This window comes from Pseudomonas sp. NBRC 111133 (assembly GCF_001320605.1).
Taxonomy (GTDB): domain Bacteria; phylum Pseudomonadota; class Gammaproteobacteria; order Pseudomonadales; family Pseudomonadaceae; genus Aquipseudomonas; species Aquipseudomonas monteilii.
The window spans coordinates 1-19,425 of sequence record NZ_BCBJ01000017.1 but is presented as its reverse complement, the minus strand read 5'-3'; the positions used below and the strand labels follow the sequence as shown (position 1 = coordinate 19,425).

Sequence of the window (19,425 nt, the reverse complement as noted above, 5' to 3'; positions counted from 1 at the left end):
TGGCGCCAGGCACTACCATCGGCTTTTCAGCACGCCGCTGTGGAAGATGTCACGCCGCTCCAGGCGCCCCACCTCCTGATGCTTGGCCAATGCATAAATACGGTCGAACCCAGCGCGATCAACGTTCGGGAAGTGCTTGGCCAGCGCCCGTTCTACCGCGCTGTCATAGTCCGCTTCGGTGATGTACCGATAAATCTCCCGGAAGTAGATAAACCCGAACTGAAAGCCCAGGGTTTCATCCGGGTAGTCCGTGTGGCCGAAGAAGCAGTTCTCCAGGTCGATGGCGCGCGCTTTGCCCTGCGCGGGCAGCATGACATTGGCAACCCACAGGTCCATATGCGTAACCCCTCGGCGCTGCAAGGCATGCAACAGTTCGAAGGTTGCCTCGATTACGGCGTTCACTGCCTCGGGTGACGTGCGGATTCTGCTGATGCCGTCGACGTGATCGTGCAGCAGTTCGGTAATGAGGAAAAAGTCCTGCATCAGCCCAAGCTTCGAGCTTGTGTATCCATAACCGATCAGCTCGGGCACCCGGGCGCCTCGTTTGCTCGCTTCACGCGTATTGATCAGCTCTTCGATGGGCCAATCGTACATCCCGTTGCGCTTCGGGTTGCCGCGCTGCATACGCCATTTTTTTTTCAGCGAGTCGAGCTTTTCCCGTTTGGCGAATAGCCCGCTGGCGCTACACGGAAGCGGCGCACTCACGCGTTTGGCGGCTGGCACCTGTTCTACCAACTGCTCGATGGCTTGCCGGGTATGGCGGGGAAGGGCGGTTTGAAAATGCAGGGTGGCATCACGGTAACGCACAACATGAGGGTATTCGTCTTGCCAAATCTGGGGATCGCCAACCACGCCATGTCCTTATGAAGTCAAAAAGCCACTATCTTTTAATGGATCCAATGATACATTTTTGTGGTCGGTTCGGTACACTTTTTTACAAATAGGGCCGATGACGGGTAGACAGCTGATCCTGTTGCGCTCCAAGGCTGGTACCCAGGCGGTAAGGCCATTTACAATGCCGGGTTGATCTAAAGGCAAGGGTACTAAGGCGGGATCACGCAGGCCTTCCGGTTCAGGCCGTGGTAGTGGTTGCGACCCAGGCCCTTATCAGTGGGGTTACCCAAGGAAAGATGTACATGAAGGAAGCGAGTTGCAATGTCGTATTACCGTAACCCCCATGATGTAACACGCTTGCCGGCTTGGCAGGCGCTGAATGAGCATCGTGAAGCCATGCAAGCCTTTAGCATGCGCGAAGCCTTCACCGCCGATGCCCAACGCTTCGACCAGTTCTCCCTGAGCTGCTGCGGCCTGTTCCTCGACTACTCGAAAAACCTGATCACCGAACAAAGCCGCGACCTGCTGGTCAGCCTGGCCAACGAAGTGGGCCTGCAAGACGCCATCAAATCGATGTTCGCCGGCGAAATCATCAATGCCTCCGAAGGCCGCCCGGTGCTGCACACCGCCCTGCGCCGGCCCGTGGGCGACAAGCTCAGCGTCAACGGCGTGAACGTCATGCCGGAAGTACACAAGGTACTCAACCAGATCACCGAACTGGTCGGGCGCATCCACGACGGCCTGTGGCGCGGCTACAGCGAAAAGCCGATCACCGACGTGGTCAACATCGGCATCGGCGGCTCGTTCCTTGGCCCCGAGCTGGTTTCCGAGGCGCTGCTGCCCTACGCCCAGCGTGGCGTACGCTGCCACTACCTGGCGAACATCGACGGCAGCGAGTTCCACGAGCTGTCGGCCAACCTGCGCGCCGAAACCACGCTGTTCATCGTCTCGTCGAAGTCGTTCAACACCCTCGAGACCCTGAAAAACGCCATGGCTGCGCGCACCTGGTACCTGGCCCAGGGCGGTTCGGAGGCCGAGCTTTACCGCCACTTCATCGCGGTTTCCAGCAACAAGGCCGCGGCTGTGGCCTTTGGTATTCGCGAAGAGAACATCTTCCCGATGTGGGACTGGGTGGGTGGGCGCTATTCGCTGTGGTCGGCCATCGGCCTGCCAATTGCCCTGGCCATCGGCACAGCCAACTTCAAGGAACTGCTGTCCGGTGCCCACACCATGGACCAGCACTTCCAGACCGCGCCGTTCGACAAGAACATGCCGGTGCTGCTGGCCTTGCTGGGTGTGTGGTATGGCAACTTCTGGGGCGCCAACAGCCACGCGATCCTGCCGTACGACCACTACCTGCGTAACATCACCAAGCACCTGCAGCAGCTGGACATGGAGTCCAACGGCAAGAGCGTGCTACAGGATGGCACCCCGGTGAAGACCGATACCGGCCCGGTGATCTGGGGCGGGGTTGGCTGTAACGGCCAGCACGCCTACCACCAGTTGTTGCACCAGGGCACTCAGCTGATTCCAGCCGACTTCATCGTGCCGGTGGTGAGCTTCAACCCGGTGGCCGACCACCACCAGTGGTTGTACGCCAACTGCCTGTCGCAGAGCCAGGCGCTGATGCAGGGCAAGACCCGTGAAGAAGCCGAAGCCGAACTGCGCAGCAAAGGCCTGAACGAAGCGGACATCGCCAAGCTGGCCCCGCACAAGGTGATCCCGGGCAACCGCCCGAGCAACACGTTGGTGGTGGAGCGCATCAGCCCACGCCGCCTGGGCGCACTGGTGGCGATGTACGAGCACAAAGTGTTCGTGCAGAGCGTTATCTGGGGTATCAACGCCTTTGACCAGTGGGGCGTGGAGTTGGGCAAGGAATTAGGCGAAGGTGTCTACCAGCGCCTCATGGGCAACTTGGAAGAGCCCGCGGAAGACTGCTCGACCCAAGGGCTAATCAATCATTTCCGCGGTCGTCACCGGGGCTGAATGGATGCCTGGCTCGGGTGTTGCGATGGTTTCGAGATCGAGCGCCGCCCGCGCGGCGCATCGCGAGCTACGCTCCCTCCCACTTTTGTTTCGGGCCAATTATGCCTATGGGATTTGCGCGCGGACGCCTTGGCGCATGGCTCGATGTCGCGTCGTACAAATAGGGCGGTCGCGCGCGCCTGCCACAGGCGCTACTGGCCAGAAACAAACGTGGGAGGGAGCGTAGCTCGCGATGCGCCGCGCGGGCGGCGCTCGATCTCACTGGCGGCCAAAAAACAAAGGCAAGCGCCTGGCAACCCCCGCACCTACCCTAACCCCGCCAAGGCTTCACGGATGCGCGCACACGCTTTGCCGTCGCCATATGGGTTATGGGCGATGCTCATCTCCCGATACACCGCCTCATCCGTCAACAAGCTAGTCAACTGCGTGACTATCGACGCCACCTGCGTCCCTACCAGTTTTACGGTTCCCGCTGCCACTGCTTCAGGCCGCTCGGTGGTATCGCGCATCACCAGCACCGGTTTACCCAGCGATGGCGCTTCCTCCTGGATACCCCCCGAATCGGTAAGAATCACGTAGCGCGGGTCATTAAGTAAACGAACGGCAGGTAATCAAGTGGGTCGATCAGGTAGATGTTGCCCACATCTGCCAGCAGTCGGTTCACCGGCTCGTGCACGTTCGGGTTGAGGTGCACCGGATACACCACTTCCACCTCCGGGAATTGCCGCGCTATCTGCACAAGGGCCTGGCAGATGCGTTCGAACCCATCGCCAAAGTTCTCGCGGCGGTGGCCCGTTACCAGCAACAGCCGGCGGCCTGCTTCAAGGTAGCTGAAGTGGCTTGCAAAGCGGGCAGCCAGCTCGGGGCTTTGCAGCTTGCGCTCTACCTCCAGCAGGGCGTCGATCACGGTATTGCCGGTGATGAAGATATGCGCAGGGTCGGTGCCTTCGCGCAACAGGTTATCCCGCGAGGTGCTGGTGGGTGCAAAGTGCAGGGCGGCAAGGGCGCCGGTAAGGCGCCGATTGCCTTCTTCTGGCCAGGGTGAGTACAGGTTGTTGGTGCGAAGGCCAGCTTCTACGTGGGCTATCGCAATTTGCTGGTAGTAGGCCGCCAGGCTGGTGGCAAACGTGGTGGCGGTGTCGCCGTGCACCAGCACGATGTCGGGCTTGAACTCGGCCAGCACCGGTTTGATGCCCTGCAAGATGGCGGTGGTCACCCCCGTCAGGTCTTGGCCAGCCTTCATGATGTTCAGGTCGTAGTCGGGGTGAATGCCGAACAGTTCCAGCACCTGGTCGAGCATTTGTCGATGCTGGCCGGTTACGCACACCCGGGCTTCGAAGCGCGGGTCTTCGGCCAGCTGGATCGCCAGGGGCGCCATCTTGATGGCTTCTGGGCGGGTACCGAAAACAGTGAGGGTTTTGAGGGGCACGGCGCTGATCCTCTTGTTCAGGGCCTTGACGCTGCCCCGTTGACCATTGCCCAAGAAATCTAGCAGGTGGTCGGCGCGGTGCCAGTTTGATGTCTTAGCGTCACCGGGCAGGCCTGGTTCGGCGGGTGGTGTAGGAATGTGGCCGGGCGTGAGTAGGCAGGCATTACCCTATCGGCGCAGAGCTGGCAGCAGGCACAGGGCCGGGGCCGGCCTTAGCGAGGTTAACAGTGCTATTGGGTGGCCGAAGTTGACTGTTTTGCAGACCGATTCGGTAACCATTGGCCGCTGAGGGTGGGTGTTTTACTACCGGGTTAACCGCTAGGGTTTGTGGCGCAGCCGAAGGAAAACGGCTGCTGGAAAATGACCAACCCAAGGAGTGTTGACCATGCGCAATAACGTTCTGTCGTACCTGCTGCTACCGCTGTTCGCCGGTTTGTCTTTCTCCCTCAGCGCCGCCCCGGCCAGCACCACGGTGGTGGCCGAGCCGGTGCCGGTCGTGAGCCAGCAGCAGGTGCAGCAGCCACAGCGGCTGGACCTGAACAAGGCTGACGCGCTGACATTGCAGAAAGAGCTGAACGGCATAGGCAAAGCCAAGGCCGAGGCCATCGTGGCCTATCGGGAGGCCAACGGGCCGTTTGCTTCGGTGGATGAGCTGCTTGAAATCAAGGGGATTGGCAACGCCTTGCTAGAGCGCAACCGGGACAAGGTGATGGTCGAGTAAGTGGGGAGGGTCGGGGCCATGCCCCGGCCCGGCCCTGCGCATTGATCGAAAACACCTCAGCGCCTATCATGAGTATCAGCACACCCGCTACAGGAGGCGGAGATGATTGTAAAAGCCGCAGCCCATAAAAAAGGTTCTTCACGGATTGCCGGGAAAGTCACTCTTGATCTTCATGAAAAAGAACTCGCTGTCCCGGTAGCCGTAAGCCATCCGCTTGATCACCTTGATCCTGTTGTTGATCCCTTCCAGCTGCCCAGTGTGCATGGGCCATCGCACCCTGCTTAGGATGCCGCGCCAGTACCCCTTCAGCCGTCTAGCAAACTGCTCCAGCGCTGGGATCTCGCTTTCATCAGCCAAGCGCAGCCACTGCTTCCAGGCGGATCGCCAACCCCAGGCGGTGGTGGGCGACCACAGGGCTTTGAGCTCTGCCTTCATCAGATAGACCGTCATCAGCGATTGGTTTGCCGCCAGTAGATCCTGCAGATGTACGTGCTGATCTTCTCGCTTGAGTTTCTCTGGATTGCGTAGCAGGAGCCACCGCGCTTGCTTAATCACCTTGCGGGCGGGTTTGTCATGGCGCAGGCGATTGGCCTCATCGACTCGCACCCGGTCAATGACCTCTCGCCCATACTTGGCGACCACATGAAACAGGTCATAGACCACGCGAGCCCGAGGACAGTGTTGGCGTACCTCCAGGTCAAACGCGGTATTCATATCCATTGCCACTGCTTCGATCCGAGCACCGCCCTCCGGCCCCAGCTCCTCAAAGAAGGGCCTGATAGCGGCTCGGCTACGCCCTTCGCCTATCCACAGCACCCGACGAGTGTCGGCATCCAGCACCACGCTGGCATAGCGATGCCCTTTGAACAGCGCGAACTCGTCCATCACCAAGCGTCTGGGCTGGGGCTTTGGTAGCTTCTCCAGTGTGGTTTGCAGCGCCCGTCGCTCCAGCAAGCGCACGCTGTCCCAGTGCAAACCAAACAGCTCGGCGACGTGCAGGGTGGGCAGTCTTTGGCAAGACCTGATCACAGCTTCGGCCAAGCGCTTGGTCATCCGCGAATATCGGTCGAGCCAACGGACTGACTCCATTCGCTTGCCGCATGCGCTGCATCCGACACGTCGTAGCTCCACATTCAATCGCACCACGTGCCCAAGAATGGGAAGGTCACGGATTGAGCGCTGGCAGTATTCATGAATGGTGGTGCTGGGCTGATGACAGCCGCTGCAGGTGGGGAATCTGGCGGACTGTGGAATCAGGTCGATCAGCAGGCCGTCGCCGTCAGGCTGGATAGCAGTGACAGAAAGGCCCTCCCAAAAGGGCAGAAACGTATCAATATCGTGCACAAGAACGCCGGTTTGTAGATGTGTTTGCTCGCACGAACATCATCTATCAAACCGGCGTTCTTGTTTCTGTCTTTCCCGGGATTCCGTGAAGAACCATAAAAAAGCCGTTGCCAAGCGTAAAAAGAACGACAAGTCACTTACGCACGAAGACGTGCGTGCCGCTGCTCGTGGTGGTGAAGCTGCCTTCCGCTACTATGTCGAGAATGGAAAGCTTCCAGTCTCTAAGTGAGCGTCCTTGTCAGCAGTAAAGGTTTCGGACCTCTTCAAAGAGTCGACAGGGTGGTACGACTTTTTCATTGATTTTCATGACTATAAGCTCTGTGGAGATCTGCCTGACCTTTTTGGCCGGGACGAAGAGCTAGATCTTGCAGACATGTTTCACATCCATCTTGCAGCCACAGAGGCAGTTCAGGCGAAGTGGCGCGCAGCGAAATTGCAATTCAGGCGTACGACAGATACGGATCAGCCAGAAGACGATTTCTGGCTGATCTATGCCTACCACCTGCTGAGAGATGAGTATTTGCTCCTGACGATCTTGGGCCCCGACGCGCATAGCCGCGAGCAATGGGGGCTTATTTGCGGGATCTGCATTCGAAAATTGTGAGCCCTTGGATCATGGGGCAGGTCATCTATAGCGATCCAGACGAATACGAATGACCCTGTCCGCTCTGACGGATAAGCTTGTGAGCCTGAAGTTTGCTCGGTACATGCGGTGCATCAACGGTCTTGCGCATCCTTGGCATCCGCTTCGGCATTGCGCTCATGCACCTTGCGAAGTTGCTCTTCGGTCAGCGGCAGTTTTTTTGCCGTATCGCGCAGCATCATCAGCCCGCCGACGATGGAGCCGAGGGCTATGATGAGTATCAGCCAGGCATACCAAGGCATTGTCATTCTCCTAAAGCGGGTGAGGGGCGTTGCTTGTATTGAATTCGAGTTAACAGCTGTTCTGTTGGTTCAATTATAGAAGCCAGCCACCGCCGGGCCAATTCCGTGACCCTCAGGCCCCAAAGCCTGCGTCACATCGTTTACAATGCGCGCCGTTTTCGACTTGCCAAGAGACCCTGCCCATGTCCGCCTGCCAGACGCCCCTGATCGTCGCCCTGGATTTCCCTACCCGTGAGGCCGCCCTGAAGCTGGCTGACCAGCTTGACCCTGCGCTGTGCCGGGTGAAGGTTGGCAAGGAGCTGTTCACCAGCAGCGCTTCGGGCATTGTCGAAACCCTGTGCGACAAAGGCTTCGAAGTGTTCCTGGACCTCAAGTTCCACGACATTCCCAACACCACCGCCATGGCGGTCAAGGCAGCCGCCGAGATGGGGGTGTGGATGGTGAACGTGCATTGCTCCGGTGGCCTGCGCATGATGGCCGCCTGCCGTGAAGAACTGGCCAAGCGCAGCGGTCCGCAGCCGTTGCTGATTGGCGTGACCGTGCTGACCAGCATGGAGCGTGAAGACCTGGCCGGTATCGGCCTGGATATCGACCCGCAAGAGCAGGTGCTGCGCCTGGCTGCGCTGGCGCAGAAGGCGGGCATGGACGGTTTGGTGTGTTCGGCGCTGGAGGCCCCGGCGCTGAAGGCGGCGCACCCGTCGCTGCAGCTGGTGACCCCAGGCATTCGCCCGGCGGGCAGTGCGCAGGATGACCAGCGCCGTATTCTCACCCCGCGCCAGGCGCTGGATGCAGGTTCGGATTACCTGGTGATTGGCCGGCCGATCAGCCAGGCTGCGGACCCTGCGCAGGCGCTGGCGGCGGTGGTGGCGGAGATTCGTGGGTAAGTAGCCCGCGTTCAAAAAAGGCCAGCACGCAGGTGCTGGCCTTTTTTTTGTGTGTTCAGGCCTGGCGGCCAAGTGCAACCCGCTGGTCGTGATGGCCAGGAAACCCTGATGCGGTAGTGGCAGTTCAAGCCGCTGCAGGGCGGGCTTCGCAGCTCCGTGGGTTGATCTGGAGATCTTATAAGTATAATTTTGTATCTGTAGATCATGCACAAGGAGCCACGCTCATGAACCGGGCGGTCAACAAGCAATCCGCTTCGACAAAGGAAATGGGTGTCATCGGGTTGCGCGCAGCGGTCAACATCATGGAAAAGTGGGGCGCCACGGCCAGGCAGATCGAGCGCGTGCTACGCATTTCGCGCAGCACCCATACCCGGGTCAAAAGCCCTGAGCGGGCGATGAGCCTGGACGACGATCAACTGGCTCGGATCAGCGTGGTGCTTAACATTCACGCAACCCTGCGCACCATTTTCGACAACCCGGATAATGTGTATGGCTTCCCATCCATGAACAATCACAACCCGTTCTTCGACGGGCGTTCGCCGTTGGAGGTGATGGCGCTAGGTTCGTTCATCCAGCTCTATGAAACCTTCCGCCGCATTGATGCAATGCGGGGTGCGCAGTGGTAGAGCCTGTCAGCCTGTGTCCTGTGCCGGGTAGCGGGATCATCAAGTCATATCGCCTGGTGAACTCGAAGTTTCCGCCCATCGCTTTGTTCGATGACGTGGCCAGTGAAGAGGAATTCGACATCCTCTACGCTCTCCAGGCCCTCACCAATCCGCGTCTGCAGAATGAGTTGGGTAATCTGAATTTGATACCCCGTAGCGAAATACCTTTTGGAATTACGGGGTGTGCGTATGCAACAGCGCCGTTCACGCACGTGAACCCGGAGGGTTCCAGGTTCGCGGATGGCGCCTTTGGCGTGCTTTACCTCGCCGACAGCATGGAAACGGCGGTGGCGGAGGTTCGGCACCATCAGCAGGCCTACTGGCGCAATGTGCCGGGGCTGAATTATGAGCGGTTCGTGTTCCGTGGCCTGGTGTGCCATTTCGATGAAACCGGCGTGCTGGATGCCACGGTGTTGCCGGTATCGCACGCTATTTATGCGCCAGACGATTACACCGTTTCCCGGTCTATGGGTGCATCGGTGAAAAAGCTCATGGCGCCAGGGCTTCGATACCACTCCGTTCGCTCGCCGGGCAATACCTGCTGGGCACTGATGACGCCACGTCCGGTGGCGTCAATCGTGCAGTCCTGCCATTACGAAATGGTTTGGAACAAGCAGATCACCAGCGTCAGCAAACTGGTTGCGAGCCCAACCTAGTCAGACCTTCAACACCAGCTTGCCAAAATTCTCCCCGCTGAACAGCTTGAGCAAGGTCTCCGGAAACGTCTCCAGTCCCTCCACCACATCCTCCTTGCTCTTCACCTGCCCACTGGCCAGCCACCCGGCAATCTCCAGTGCGGCCTTGCCGTAGTCCTTGCTGTAATCCATCACAACAAAGCCTTCCATGCGCGCACGGTTCACCAGCAGCGACAGGTAGTTGGCCGGGCCTTTGACGGCCTCTTTGTTGTTGTACTGGCTGATGGCGCCGCAAATCACGATACGGGCCTTGTAGTTGATGCGGGTCAGCACGGCATCGAGGATGTCGCCGCCCACGTTGTCGAAGTACACGTCCACGCCTTTGGGGCATTCACGCTTCAGGCCGGCCAGCACGTCTTCGGCTTTGTAGTCGATCACCCCGTCAAAGCCCAGTTCGTCCTTCAGGTACTGGCACTTCTCGGCACCGCCGGCAATACCGACCACGCGGCAGCCTTTGACCTTGGCGATCTGCCCGACAATGCTGCCCACCGCACCGGCCGCGCCGGAAATGACCACGGTGTCGCCGGCCTTTGGCTGGCCGACGTCCAGCAGGGCGAAATAGGCGGTCATGCCGGTCATGCCCAGTGCCGACAGGTAGCGGGGCAGGGGCGCCAGATTGGGGTCGATCTTGTGCAGGCCCTGTGGCTCGCCCGTGAAGTAGTCCTGCACGCCAAGGGCGCCGCTTACATGGTCGCCCGGCTTGAAGGCGGGGTGGTTGGAGGCGACCACTTCGCCCACGCCCAGTGCACGCATCACCTGGCCCAGGGCCACAGGCGGGATGTAGGACTTGCCTTCGTTCATCCAGCCACGCATGGCCGGGTCCAGTGACAGGTACAGGTTGCGCACCAGTACCTGGCCTTCGCCGGGTTGTTCGGTGGGTACGGTCTCAAAGTTGAAGTCATCACGGCGCACGGCGCCGACCGGGCGTTTGGCGAGCAGGAAGCGGCGGTTGGTCTGGGTCATGGCGGGTCCTTGTGGGCAGTGGAGAGAGTCAGGCGTTCAATCTACCTTGTTGATGTAGCCAGGTCCGTAACATCACTGACAAGCATGGTAGCCCAACCGCTGGTGTGATGATGCTGCCCGGCCCTGCGGTGGCTGACTATGCTCTGAACCCCAGCCAACCCTCACAGGAGCACGCGATGAGCATGACCTTTTCTGGCCAGGTAGCCCTGGTTACCGGCGCCGCCGCCGGTATCGGCCGGGCAACTGCCCTGGCGTTTGCCCGTGAGGGCCTGAAAGTGGTGGTAGCCGACCTCGATCCGGTTGGCGGCGAAGCCACCGTGGCGCTGATCCACGCGGCGGGCGGCGACGCGCTGTTCATTGCCTGCGACGTTACCCGCGACGCCGAGGTGCGTCAGTTGCATGAGCGGCTGATTACCGCATACGGTCGGCTGGACTACGCGTACAACAACGCCGGCATCGAGATAGAGCAAAACCGCCTGGCCGAGGGTAGCGAGGCCGAGTTCGATGCCATCATGGGTGTGAACGTGAAGGGTGTGTGGTTGTGCATGAAATACCAGCTGCCCTTGTTGCTGGCCCAGGGCGGTGGGGTAATCGTCAATACCGCTTCGGTGGCGGGATTGGGGGCGGCACCGAAGATGAGCATTTACAGTGCCAGCAAACATGCGGTGATTGGCCTGACCAAGTCGGCGGCCATCGAGTACGCGAAGAAGGGCATCCGTGTGAACGCCGTTTGCCCGGCAGTGATCGACACCGACATGTTCCGCCGTGCCTACGAGGCGGACCCGCGCAAAGCCGAGTTCGCCGCCGCCATGCACCCGGTGGGGCGGATCGGCAAGGTCGAGGAAATTGCCAGCGCCGTGTTGTACCTGTGCAGCGACGGCGCGGCGTTTACCACTGGGCATTGCCTGACAGTGGACGGTGGGGCGACGGCGATCTGAGCCTATACTGTGCCTGGCAGCGCCGTTGATTGCCACGGCGAGGCCAGCAGCCTGGCTGCGTATCAATGTCGCTTACGGGCAGGATTCCCGTGTTCAGGCTTTCCTCCGGCATGCAGGGCGACCTCTGCCAAGCTGAAAACGACACGCACATAGCTATTTGACACTATTCTGACGCCAGGCCCTTGTTCATCGGTTGGCAACGTTGCCACCCTTGGCCCTCGGGATAACCTTACACGCAGAAGGGGAGTCGGCGATGGGCGCGAGCAAGCACGGTGTGCTGGCCAACCTGGGCATGGCCCGCAAACTCGGCTTGGGCTTTGCCCTGGTGCTGGTGCTTACCCTGGCAGTGGCGGCCATCGGCATTGCTGCCTTGCACAGCGTTGCCCAGCGTTTTGACAGTTTGCGCCAGTTGGCCCAGTTCAATACCGACCTGCTGCGCTTACGCCAGCACGAGCAGGCGTTTGCCTTGCGCTCCGACATCCAGCAGGCCGAGGCCTTGCGCAACGGCCTGCAGGGCCTTGCCGAGCGCGCCCGTGGTCTGCCTTCGCTGGCGGCGGCGCAAAGCGACCTGACCGCCTACGGCCAGGCATTCGAGGCCTTTGTGGAGGCTGTGCAGGCCAAGGAGCTGGCGCTGGACATGGCCAGCTGGTCGGTGTCCAGCGTGGCCAATAACCTCGATGTGCTGCAGTCCGGCCTTGCCGATGACGGTGTGTACACCCTCAAACAGTCCCAGGGCCAGCAGGGCGGCGAGTTTCTGGAGCAGGCTGCGCAGGTCGCGCAGGTGTCACGGCTGATGTTGCAGGCCATGGACGAAGCGCGGGTACGCCTGGAAAAAAGCCGCAAGGGTGAAGAGGGCGTAAGCCAGGAACGTATTGCCCAGACGGTGGAGGCCGCCAGCCTGGTGGGCCAGTTGCAGGGCGCGGTCAGTGATGCCGGTTATCAGAGTGTACTGGGTGAGGTGGCCGGGCACATTGGCAGCTTCTCGGAAAAGCTCAACGAATACACCGACCAGCTGGCCCGCGAGCAGGGGCTCAAAGCCCAGCTGCAGGCCAGTGCCGAGCAAGTCACCGGGAAGGTCGACCAAGCCTACCTCGGGCAGGAGCAGGCCCTGCAGGGCGAGCTGCAGCGTAATGCCGTGGCCATTGCCCTGGCCACCGGCTTGGCGCTGCTGGTGGGTGTGTTGGCCGCCTGGCTGATCACCCGCGCGGTGGTCGGCCCGCTCAAGCATGTGATCGCCCGTGCCCAGCGCATTGCCGCTGGCGAACTGGGCTTTGACGCCCAGGCGCCGCGCCGTGATGAAGTGGGGCAGCTGATGCAGGCCATGCAACAGATGGCAGCGGGGCTTTCGGGCATTGTCAGTGGCTTGCAGCAGGGCATCGAGCAACTGGCGGGCAACGCCCAGGCATTGTCGGCGGTAACCGAGCAGACCAACCGTGAGGTGGGCAGCCAGAAGGAGGAAACCGAGCAGGTGGCCACCGCCATGCAGCAGATGACTGCCACCGTGCACGATGTGGCGCGCAATGCCGAGGAAGCCGCGCAGGCGGCCCAAGCGGCGGACGACAAGGTCGAGTCGGGGCAGCAGGTGGTACGCCAGAGCATGCAGCGCATCGAGCAATTGGCGGCGGCAGCGGAAACAGCCAGCGCCGGCATCGACAGCCTGAGTGCCGAAATCCATACCATTGGGGACGTGCTCGAAGTGATCAAAAGCGTGGCCGAGCAGACCAACCTGCTGGCGCTGAACGCCGCCATCGAGGCGGCCCGCGCTGGCGAGCAGGGGCGTGGTTTTGCCGTGGTGGCCGACGAGGTGCGCGCGTTGGCGCGGCGTACCCGGCAGTCTACCGAGCAGATCGAGGTGCTGGTTGCCAGCCTGCGTGGCAACGCCCAGCAGTCGGTGGCGCAGATCCGTGGCAGCACCGAACTGGTTCGCCTGGCAGTGGCTGATGCGCTGCAGACCGAAAGCGCGCTGGGCAGCATTGCTGCGGCGGTTTCATTGATTCAGCAGATGAACCAGCAGATCGCCGCAGCGGCCGAGCAGCAGAGCTCGGTGGCGGAAGAGATCAGCCGCAGTGTCACGCAGATTCGCGGCAGTGCGGACCAGGCGGCGTTGGCAATGCAGGACAATGCCCGGTCGAGTGTGCAACTGGCGCAGTTGGGCACCGACCTGAAGGGGATGGTGGGGCATTTCAGGTTGTAGTGTTGGCCTTGGGATTTCTGTTGGTTTTTAAATCGAGCGCCGCGCGGGCGGCGCTCGATCTCAACCCCAACGCCAATCTACCGTCATACCCTACGCGGGTTGAGGATCAACAAGGCCAGTACCCCCGCCACAATCCCCCAGAACGCCGAGCCAATCGAGAACAACGTAAGCCCCGAAGCCGTCACCATGAAGGTAATCACTGCCGCTTCACGCTCACGCGCCTCGCTCATGGCCACGGTCAGCCCGTTCATGATCGAGCCGAACAGCGCCAGCGCCGCTATCGACAGCACCAGCTCTTTCGGCAACGCCGCAAACAGCGCCGCCAAGGTCGCCCCGAACACGCCGGCAATGCCGTAGAAAATCCCGCACCACACCGCGGCGGTGTAGCGTTTGCTCGGGTCTTCATGGGCGTGCGGCCCGGTGCAGATCGCCGCGCTGATCGCCGCCAGGTTTACCCCGTGCGAACCGAAAGGTGCCAGCAGCAGCGAGGCAAAGCCGGTGGCCGAAATCAGCGGCGAGGCCGGCACCTGGTAGCCGTCGGCACGCAGCACAGCCACGCCGGGCATGTTCTGCGAGGTCATGGCCACCACGAACAACGGTATGCCGATGCTGATGGTGGCCGCCAGCGAGAAGCTCGGGGTGGTCCATACCGGTTTGGCCACTTCCAGGTGGAAGCCGCTGAAGTCCAGCAGGCCCAAGGCCCCGGATAACGCAGTGCCCACCAGCAGCGCGGCCAGCACGCAGTAGCGCGGCGACAGGCGCTTGACCAGCAGGTAGCTGAAGAACATGCCCAGCACCAGCAACGTGCGGTGCTGTGCGGCAACGAAGATTTCGCTGCCGATCTTGAACAGAATGCCCGCCAGCAGCGCCGAGGCCAGCGAAGCCGGGATGCGTTTGACCAGGCGCTCGAAGCTGCCGGTCAGGCCGCAGATGAGCACCAGCACGGCGCAGGTGATGTAGGCGCCAATGGCTTCGCCATAGCTCACGCCGCCCAGGCTGGTGATCAGCAAGGCGGCACCGGGGGTGGACCAGGCGATGGTGATCGGTGTGCGGTAGCGCAGTGACAGGCCGATGCTGCACACCGCCATGCCGATTGAAAGCGCCCAGATCCAGGACGAAATCTGTGCAGTGGTAAGCCCGGCTGCCTGGCCGGCCTGGAACATCAGCACCAGCGAACTGGTATAGCCGGTGAGCATGGCGATAAAGCCGGCGACGACCGCCGACGGGGAGCTGTCTGCCAGGGGCCGCAGGCGTGCGGAGGTGGCATCGGTCATGAACAAAGTCCTTGTAAAGGTGTAAGCAGTTTTTTCAGACTACAGCGCGCAAGGTTGATCCTTGCCATACAGCGGCCATTGCTTTTAGCCGTACAGTCGCCAACTATTGGGCACAAATGCAAAACTGCTTGGAAGGGGAGGGGCAATGTACAAGGTCTATGGCGACTACCAGTCGGGCAACTGCTACAAGGTCAAGCTGATGTTGAGCCTGCTGGGCCGGCCGTATGAATGGCACCCGGTGGATATCCTCAAGGGCGAGACCGAAACGCCCGAGTTTCTGGCGATGAACCCTAACGGCAAGGTGCCGGTGCTGGAGCTGGAAGATGGCAGTTACCTGTGGGAGTCCAATGCCATTCTCAACTTCCTGGCCGATGGCAGCGAGTTCCTGCCCAGCGAACCGCGTTTGCGTACCCAGGTGCTGCAGTGGCAGTTCTTCGAGCAGTACAGCCATGAGCCGTACATTGCCGTGGCCCGGTTTATCCAGTTCTACCTGGGGCTGCCGGACGAGCGCCTGGAGGAGTACCGCAAGCTGCACAAGGGGGGTTACAAGGCACTGAAGGTGATGGAGCGGCAGTTGCAGATGACGCCGTACCTGGTAGGTGAGCAGTATTCGATTGCCGATGTGGCGCTGTATGCCTATACCCATGTGGCGCAGCAGGGCGGGTTCGATCTGGCCGATTATCCGGCGGTAAGGGCCTGGCTGGAGCGGGTCAGCAGCCACCCGCGGCATGTGCCGATGGTGGGTTGATCTTTAGCCTGTACTGGCCTCTTCGCGGGTTTACCCGCGAAGAGGCCGGTACAGGAAAACTACAAATTATCAGGCCGAAGCAAACCGCTCATCCAGGTAGGCAATGATGGCTTTGGACTCATACATCCAGGTCACTTTGCCACCTTCCTCGATCCGCAGGCACGGCACTTTCACCCGGCCGCCACCCTCTTGCAGGGCCTGACGATGCACCGGGTCGTTCTTGGCATCGCGCAGTGCCACCGGCACGTTCAGCCGGTGCAGGGTGCGGCGGGTCTTGACGCAGAACGGGCAGGCGTGGAACTGGTACAGCGCCAGGCCCTTGGCCGCTTGCTCGACGCGGGCCTGGGCGGCGGCTTCGCGTTTGCGCTTGGCCGGGCGGCTGATCCAGTCGCCGAACACGATGAGCTGGCCGAGGCCAACCCGCAGGGCTTTGACGATCATGGGCAACTCCTGAAATGAAAAAGCCGACCCGGCGGGGTCGGCTTGGGGTCAGCAGCCAATCACTTGATCAGGCTGAGGAACTCGCTGCGGGTGGCGGCGTTCTCGCGGAACTCACCCAGCATCACCGAAGTGATCATGGTCGAGTTCTGCTTCTCTACACCGCGCATCATCATGCACATGTGCTTGGCTTCGACCACCACGGCCACGCCGGCGGCACCGGTCACCTGCTGCACGGCCTCGGCGATCTGGCGGCTGAGGTTTTCCTGGATCTGCAGGCGGCGGGCGTACATGTCGACGATACGCGCAACCTTGGACAGGCCCAGTACCTTGCCCTTGGGCAGGTAGGCAACGTGTGCCTTGCCGATGAACGGCAGCATGTGGTGTTCGCACATCGAATACAGCTCGATGTCCCGGACCAGCACCATTTCGCTGTTGTCAGAGCTGAACAAAGCGTTGTTGGTGACTTCTTCCAGTGTTTGCTCATAACCGCGGCAAAGGTACTTCATCGCCTTTGCAGCCCGCTTGGGCGTGTCGAGCAGGCCCTCACGGGAGACGTCCTCGCCAATCTGGCTGAGGATCTCGGTGTAGTTCTGTTCCAGGGACATGGATCTACCTGTGGGAAAAAATCGCAAAAACGAAGGGTACGGCGGTGCGGGCGGCGCTGCAAGCGCGGCGTTACTCGTCGCGGCCTTCGAGCATGGTTCGCTTGAGCATCACATACACCGCGCCGGTGCCGCCGTGGCGGGCACTGCACGAGGCAAAACCGAGCACCTGCGGGTGCTGGCGCAGCCAAGTGTTGACGTGGCTCTTGATCATCGGGCGCTTGCCGTCCAGGCGCGCGGCCTTGCCGTGGGTCACCCGCACGCAGCGCACTTCCAGCTTGGTGGCTTCGGCGATGAAGTCCCACAGGGTTTCGCGGGCCTTTTCCACGGTCATGCCGTGCAGGTCGAGGCTGCCTTCGAACGGAATTTGCCCCAGTTTCAGCTTGCGCAACTGGCCTTCCTGCACGCCGTCGCGGCGCCACATCAGTTCGTCTTCGGCGCCAACGTCGATAACGAACTGATCGGACATGCCGTCGATGACCAGGGCCTTGTCACTGCGCACTGTCGCTGCCTGGCGCAGGCCGGCCAGCTGCTGGCGGTCGGCCTTGGGCTTGCCGACTTCGGCACGGTCGTGGCGGATTTGCTTTACGCCGCGCACTTCGGCCTTGAACAGGGAAAAATCGTCGTCTTGCATGATGCCTCCACGTGGGTGGCGTAGTTTACGCGACTGTGGGGCGTAGGTGATACCAAGCCATCAATCATGCTTCTTCATCAGGTGCGGCGACAGGTTCAACTCCCGCCCACGACGCAAGCGAATACGGCTGCGCCGCCAAAACCGCACACCCAGCCAAAGCAGTAACAAGCCAGCCCCGGTGAGGATGCTGGACAGCGGCTTGTTGGTATTGAGTTCTTGCAGGGCAGGGTAGTTACCCAGCAGGCCGGCAACACCGGCCATGGCCAGCAGCACGCCCAAGGTCGCCAGCAGGGCCGACAGGCCGGCCGCCAGGCGGGCGCCCCAGTTACGCGGTTGGCGCGGGCGCAGGCGCTTGGCGTCGAAACTGCCTTTAAGCTTCATTCCGCTCTCCTCTGTGGATATCCGGAATTCGACCTGCTGCCGCCCATCGGGTTCCGCCCGGCTGCCGGGCGGTCGTGCCCAGCCCCTTAGATCAGGCTGGCGGTGGGGGCCACGCAAGCGAAGTTGTCGGCCATCACGGCCATTTCGCACTGGTGGATCTGTGCGGCCGGGATTACCCCGTCCTTGAAGGCCAGGTCGCGGGTTGCCGAGGCGTCTTCCACCAAGGTGCACCGGTAACCATAGTCCTTGGCGCGGCGCACGGTGGTGCTGACGCTGGAGTGGCTCATGAAACCGCAGACGATCAGGTCCAGGTGGCCGAGCTCCTGCAGGGTTTCGTGCAGTTTGGTGTTTTTGAACGCGTTAGGCATGCGCTTTTCGATGACGATTTCGCCTTCCTGGGGCTCCAGCCCCGGAATGAACTGGCCGGCCGGGCCCTGTGGGTCGAAGCGGCCACCGACAGTGCCCAGGTGGCGTACATGGATGATCGGACGGCCGCTTTTGCGCGCGGCGTCGAGCAACCTGGCGATGTTGGCCACGGCCTCGTCCATGCCCGACAGCTGCAGGGGACCACTGAGGTACTCCTTTTGCGCATCGATGATGATCAGGCTGGCGTGGCTCAGCTTGGCCGGCGGGTAGTCGCGGCCAGTGAGGCGGAACATCGTGGTTGGAACGGACATCAAGGGCTCCTTGGATAGGGCTTTTGTATACCTATTGTCCCCTGCCTTGGCGCCAATGGGAATGGTTGACAACGCAAGCGGCATGGTTACTGGCCTGTGGCTAGCCTTTGGGTAAGGCAAAGGAACAAATGTGCGGGTGGGGCTGTTAGACTTTTGTCCGGTCTGAAATAGGAGTACCCCGTGATCACATCCCGTCTGCGCACGCTGCGCGACTACATCCGCTGGGCGGTCAGCCGCTTCCACGAGCACGACCTGTTCTTCGGCCACGGTGCCGACAACGCCTGGGACGAGGCCCGCCTGCTGGTGCTGAGTGCGGTGCACCTGCCATGGGAGGTGGCCGACAGCTACCTGGACTGCATGCTCGAGGACGACGAGCGGGTACGCCTGCAGCACCTGCTCAAACGCCGCATTGAAGAACGCGTGCCTGCCGCCTACCTGCTGGGCGAGGCCTGGTTCTGCGGCATGTCGTTCATCGTCGACGAACGGGTACTGGTACCGCGTTCACCCATTGGCGAACTGATCGAAAAACGCTTCGAGCCGTGGCTGGCCAGCGAGCCGGCGCGCATTCTCGACCTGTGCACCGGCTCGGGCTGCATCGGCATCGTAGCTGCCGACGTGTTCCCCGAGGCCGAGGTGGTGCTGGCCGACCTGTCGTTCCAGGCGCTTGAGGTGGCCAACCAGAACATCGAACGCCACGGCCTCGACGGCCGTGTGTACACCGTGCAGGGTGACGGTTTTGGCGGCCTGCCGGGGCAGCGTTTCGACCTGATCCTGTCCAACCCGCCGTATGTCGACGCCGAAGACTTCGACGACATGCCGGCCGAGTACCACCATGAGCCCGAGCTGGGCCTGGCCTGCGGCAACGACGGCCTGGACCTGGTGCGGCGCATGCTGGCCGAAGCGGCAGACCATCTGACCGACAAGGGCTTGCTGATTGTCGAGGTGGGCAACAGCCAGGTGCATGTCGAGGCGCTGTACCCTGAGGTGGACTTTGCCTGGCTGGAGTTCGAGCGGGGCGGGCATGGGGTATTCATGCTGACCGCTGAGCAGTGCCGTCAGCATCAGGAGCTGTTCAAAGCCCGGGTCTAGGGGCCGCCTTGATATTTGCGTAGTCTGGGAGATCGAGCGCC

At 61.4% G+C, this 19,425-nt stretch carries 21 protein-coding genes and 2 pseudogenes; 12 read left to right on the top strand and 11 right to left on the bottom strand.

Going from position 1 to position 19,425, the window contains the following annotated elements; translation table 11 throughout:
* Positions 1-12: 12 nt before the first annotated feature.
* A complete protein-coding gene (locus APH36_RS03590) occupies positions 13-852 on the bottom strand; it encodes a lipopolysaccharide kinase InaA family protein (RefSeq protein ID WP_060497511.1) in 840 nt (279 codons plus the stop codon).
* Between the two features lie 303 nt (positions 853-1,155).
* Here APH36_RS03590 and pgi point away from each other — a divergent pair, with 303 nt between their 5' ends.
* A complete protein-coding gene (gene pgi / locus APH36_RS03585) occupies positions 1,156-2,820 on the top strand; it encodes a glucose-6-phosphate isomerase (RefSeq protein ID WP_060497510.1) in 1,665 nt (554 codons plus the stop codon).
* 305 nt (positions 2,821-3,125) lie between these two features.
* Here the strand turns inward: pgi and wecB are convergent.
* Positions 3,126-4,249, bottom strand: a pseudogene (gene wecB / locus APH36_RS03580) (non-hydrolyzing UDP-N-acetylglucosamine 2-epimerase).
* A gap of 385 nt (positions 4,250-4,634) precedes the next feature.
* Between wecB and APH36_RS03575 the strand changes: the two are divergent.
* On the top strand, positions 4,635-4,970 hold the full coding sequence (locus APH36_RS03575; protein ID WP_060497509.1) for a ComEA family DNA-binding protein: 336 nt from the start codon (positions 4,635-4,637) through the stop codon (positions 4,968-4,970).
* 138 nt (positions 4,971-5,108) lie between these two features.
* Here APH36_RS03575 and APH36_RS03570 read toward each other — a convergent pair whose 3' ends face one another.
* Positions 5,109-6,314 carry an ISL3 family transposase gene (locus tag APH36_RS03570; protein ID WP_082426329.1) on the bottom strand — a complete coding sequence of 402 codons (1,206 nt, stop codon included), beginning with the start codon at positions 6,312-6,314 and terminating at the stop codon, positions 5,109-5,111.
* Between the two features lie 85 nt (positions 6,315-6,399).
* On the opposite strand from APH36_RS03570, the gene APH36_RS31990 reads away from it, so the two are divergent.
* Together APH36_RS31990 and APH36_RS03565 are read left to right on the top strand one after the other, a co-directional pair.
* Entirely contained in the window at positions 6,400-6,543 is a 144-nt protein-coding gene (locus APH36_RS31990; protein WP_177337073.1) for a hypothetical protein, read from the top strand.
* Positions 6,544-6,549: 6 nt separating this feature from the next.
* Complete coding sequence (locus APH36_RS03565) at positions 6,550-6,918, top strand: type II toxin-antitoxin system YafO family toxin (protein WP_233455714.1); 369 nt, start codon at positions 6,550-6,552, stop codon at positions 6,916-6,918.
* 113 nt (positions 6,919-7,031) lie between these two features.
* Here APH36_RS03565 and APH36_RS30510 read toward each other — a convergent pair whose 3' ends face one another.
* Positions 7,032-7,199, bottom strand: coding sequence for a DUF2897 family protein (locus APH36_RS30510; RefSeq protein WP_003252762.1), 168 nt, complete (start codon positions 7,197-7,199; stop codon positions 7,032-7,034).
* Between the two features lie 182 nt (positions 7,200-7,381).
* Here APH36_RS30510 and pyrF point away from each other — a divergent pair, with 182 nt between their 5' ends.
* The 3 genes from pyrF to APH36_RS03550 all read left to right on the top strand — a co-directional run bounded on the left by pyrF (position 7,382) and on the right by APH36_RS03550 (position 9,404).
* Positions 7,382-8,083, top strand: a complete 702-nt coding sequence (gene pyrF, locus APH36_RS03560) for an orotidine-5'-phosphate decarboxylase (RefSeq protein ID WP_019096946.1) — start codon at positions 7,382-7,384, stop codon at positions 8,081-8,083.
* A 224-nt stretch (positions 8,084-8,307) separates the two neighbouring features.
* The gene (locus tag APH36_RS03555) at positions 8,308-8,709 is read left to right on the top strand and encodes an antitoxin Xre-like helix-turn-helix domain-containing protein (RefSeq protein ID WP_060497508.1); all 402 of its coding nucleotides are present in this window, start codon (positions 8,308-8,310) and stop codon (positions 8,707-8,709) included.
* Positions 8,703-9,404: an RES family NAD+ phosphorylase gene (locus tag APH36_RS03550; protein WP_082426328.1), complete on the top strand. Its 702-nt coding sequence runs from the start codon at positions 8,703-8,705 to the stop codon at positions 9,402-9,404. The genes APH36_RS03555 and APH36_RS03550 overlap by 7 nt, the downstream gene beginning before the upstream one ends.
* Here APH36_RS03550 and APH36_RS03545 read toward each other — a convergent pair whose 3' ends face one another.
* Positions 9,405-10,406 (bottom strand): NADP-dependent oxidoreductase, encoded by a 1,002-nt coding sequence (locus APH36_RS03545; protein ID WP_060497507.1) that lies wholly within the window; start codon positions 10,404-10,406, stop codon positions 9,405-9,407.
* Between the two features lie 176 nt (positions 10,407-10,582).
* On the opposite strand from APH36_RS03545, the gene APH36_RS03540 reads away from it, so the two are divergent.
* The 3 genes and pseudogenes from APH36_RS03540 (at position 10,583) to APH36_RS33100 (ending at position 13,538) form a co-directional block, all read left to right on the top strand.
* Positions 10,583-11,344: an SDR family oxidoreductase gene (locus APH36_RS03540; protein ID WP_060497506.1), complete on the top strand. Its 762-nt coding sequence runs from the start codon at positions 10,583-10,585 to the stop codon at positions 11,342-11,344.
* A 253-nt stretch (positions 11,345-11,597) separates the two neighbouring features.
* Positions 11,598-12,629, top strand: a pseudogene (locus tag APH36_RS33105) (methyl-accepting chemotaxis protein); the annotation flags it as partial.
* A 27-nt stretch (positions 12,630-12,656) separates the two neighbouring features.
* The gene (locus APH36_RS33100; protein ID WP_374754776.1) at positions 12,657-13,538 is read left to right on the top strand and encodes a methyl-accepting chemotaxis protein; all 882 of its coding nucleotides are present in this window, start codon (positions 12,657-12,659) and stop codon (positions 13,536-13,538) included.
* An 83-nt stretch (positions 13,539-13,621) separates the two neighbouring features.
* Here the strand turns inward: APH36_RS33100 and APH36_RS03530 are convergent, their stop codons facing one another.
* Positions 13,622-14,812 (bottom strand): benzoate/H(+) symporter BenE family transporter, encoded by a 1,191-nt coding sequence (locus tag APH36_RS03530; RefSeq protein WP_060497504.1) that lies wholly within the window; start codon positions 14,810-14,812, stop codon positions 13,622-13,624.
* A 145-nt stretch (positions 14,813-14,957) separates the two neighbouring features.
* On the opposite strand from APH36_RS03530, the gene APH36_RS03525 reads away from it, so the two are divergent.
* Positions 14,958-15,560: a glutathione S-transferase family protein gene (locus APH36_RS03525; RefSeq protein WP_012271075.1), complete on the top strand. Its 603-nt coding sequence runs from the start codon at positions 14,958-14,960 to the stop codon at positions 15,558-15,560.
* A 69-nt stretch (positions 15,561-15,629) separates the two neighbouring features.
* Here APH36_RS03525 and APH36_RS03520 read toward each other — a convergent pair whose 3' ends face one another.
* The 5 genes from APH36_RS03520 to APH36_RS03500 all read right to left on the bottom strand — a co-directional run bounded on the left by APH36_RS03520 (position 15,630) and on the right by APH36_RS03500 (position 18,295).
* Positions 15,630-16,001 carry a glutaredoxin domain-containing protein gene (locus tag APH36_RS03520; RefSeq protein WP_060497503.1) on the bottom strand — a complete coding sequence of 124 codons (372 nt, stop codon included), beginning with the start codon at positions 15,999-16,001 and terminating at the stop codon, positions 15,630-15,632.
* Between the two features lie 59 nt (positions 16,002-16,060).
* Complete coding sequence (gene folE, locus APH36_RS03515) at positions 16,061-16,606, bottom strand: GTP cyclohydrolase I FolE (RefSeq protein ID WP_012271077.1); 546 nt, start codon at positions 16,604-16,606, stop codon at positions 16,061-16,063.
* A 70-nt stretch (positions 16,607-16,676) separates the two neighbouring features.
* Positions 16,677-17,237 carry a Smr/MutS family protein gene (locus APH36_RS03510; RefSeq protein WP_016715062.1) on the bottom strand — a complete coding sequence of 187 codons (561 nt, stop codon included), beginning with the start codon at positions 17,235-17,237 and terminating at the stop codon, positions 16,677-16,679.
* Positions 17,238-17,297: 60 nt separating this feature from the next.
* Positions 17,298-17,618 carry a hypothetical protein gene (locus APH36_RS03505; protein ID WP_060497502.1) on the bottom strand — a complete coding sequence of 107 codons (321 nt, stop codon included), beginning with the start codon at positions 17,616-17,618 and terminating at the stop codon, positions 17,298-17,300.
* An 86-nt stretch (positions 17,619-17,704) separates the two neighbouring features.
* A complete protein-coding gene (locus APH36_RS03500; protein WP_016715064.1) occupies positions 17,705-18,295 on the bottom strand; it encodes a cysteine hydrolase family protein in 591 nt (196 codons plus the stop codon).
* 180 nt (positions 18,296-18,475) lie between these two features.
* On the opposite strand from APH36_RS03500, the gene prmB reads away from it, so the two are divergent.
* Positions 18,476-19,384: a 50S ribosomal protein L3 N(5)-glutamine methyltransferase gene (prmB, locus tag APH36_RS03495; RefSeq protein WP_060497501.1), complete on the top strand. Its 909-nt coding sequence runs from the start codon at positions 18,476-18,478 to the stop codon at positions 19,382-19,384.
* Positions 19,385-19,425: the final 41 nt, after the last annotated feature.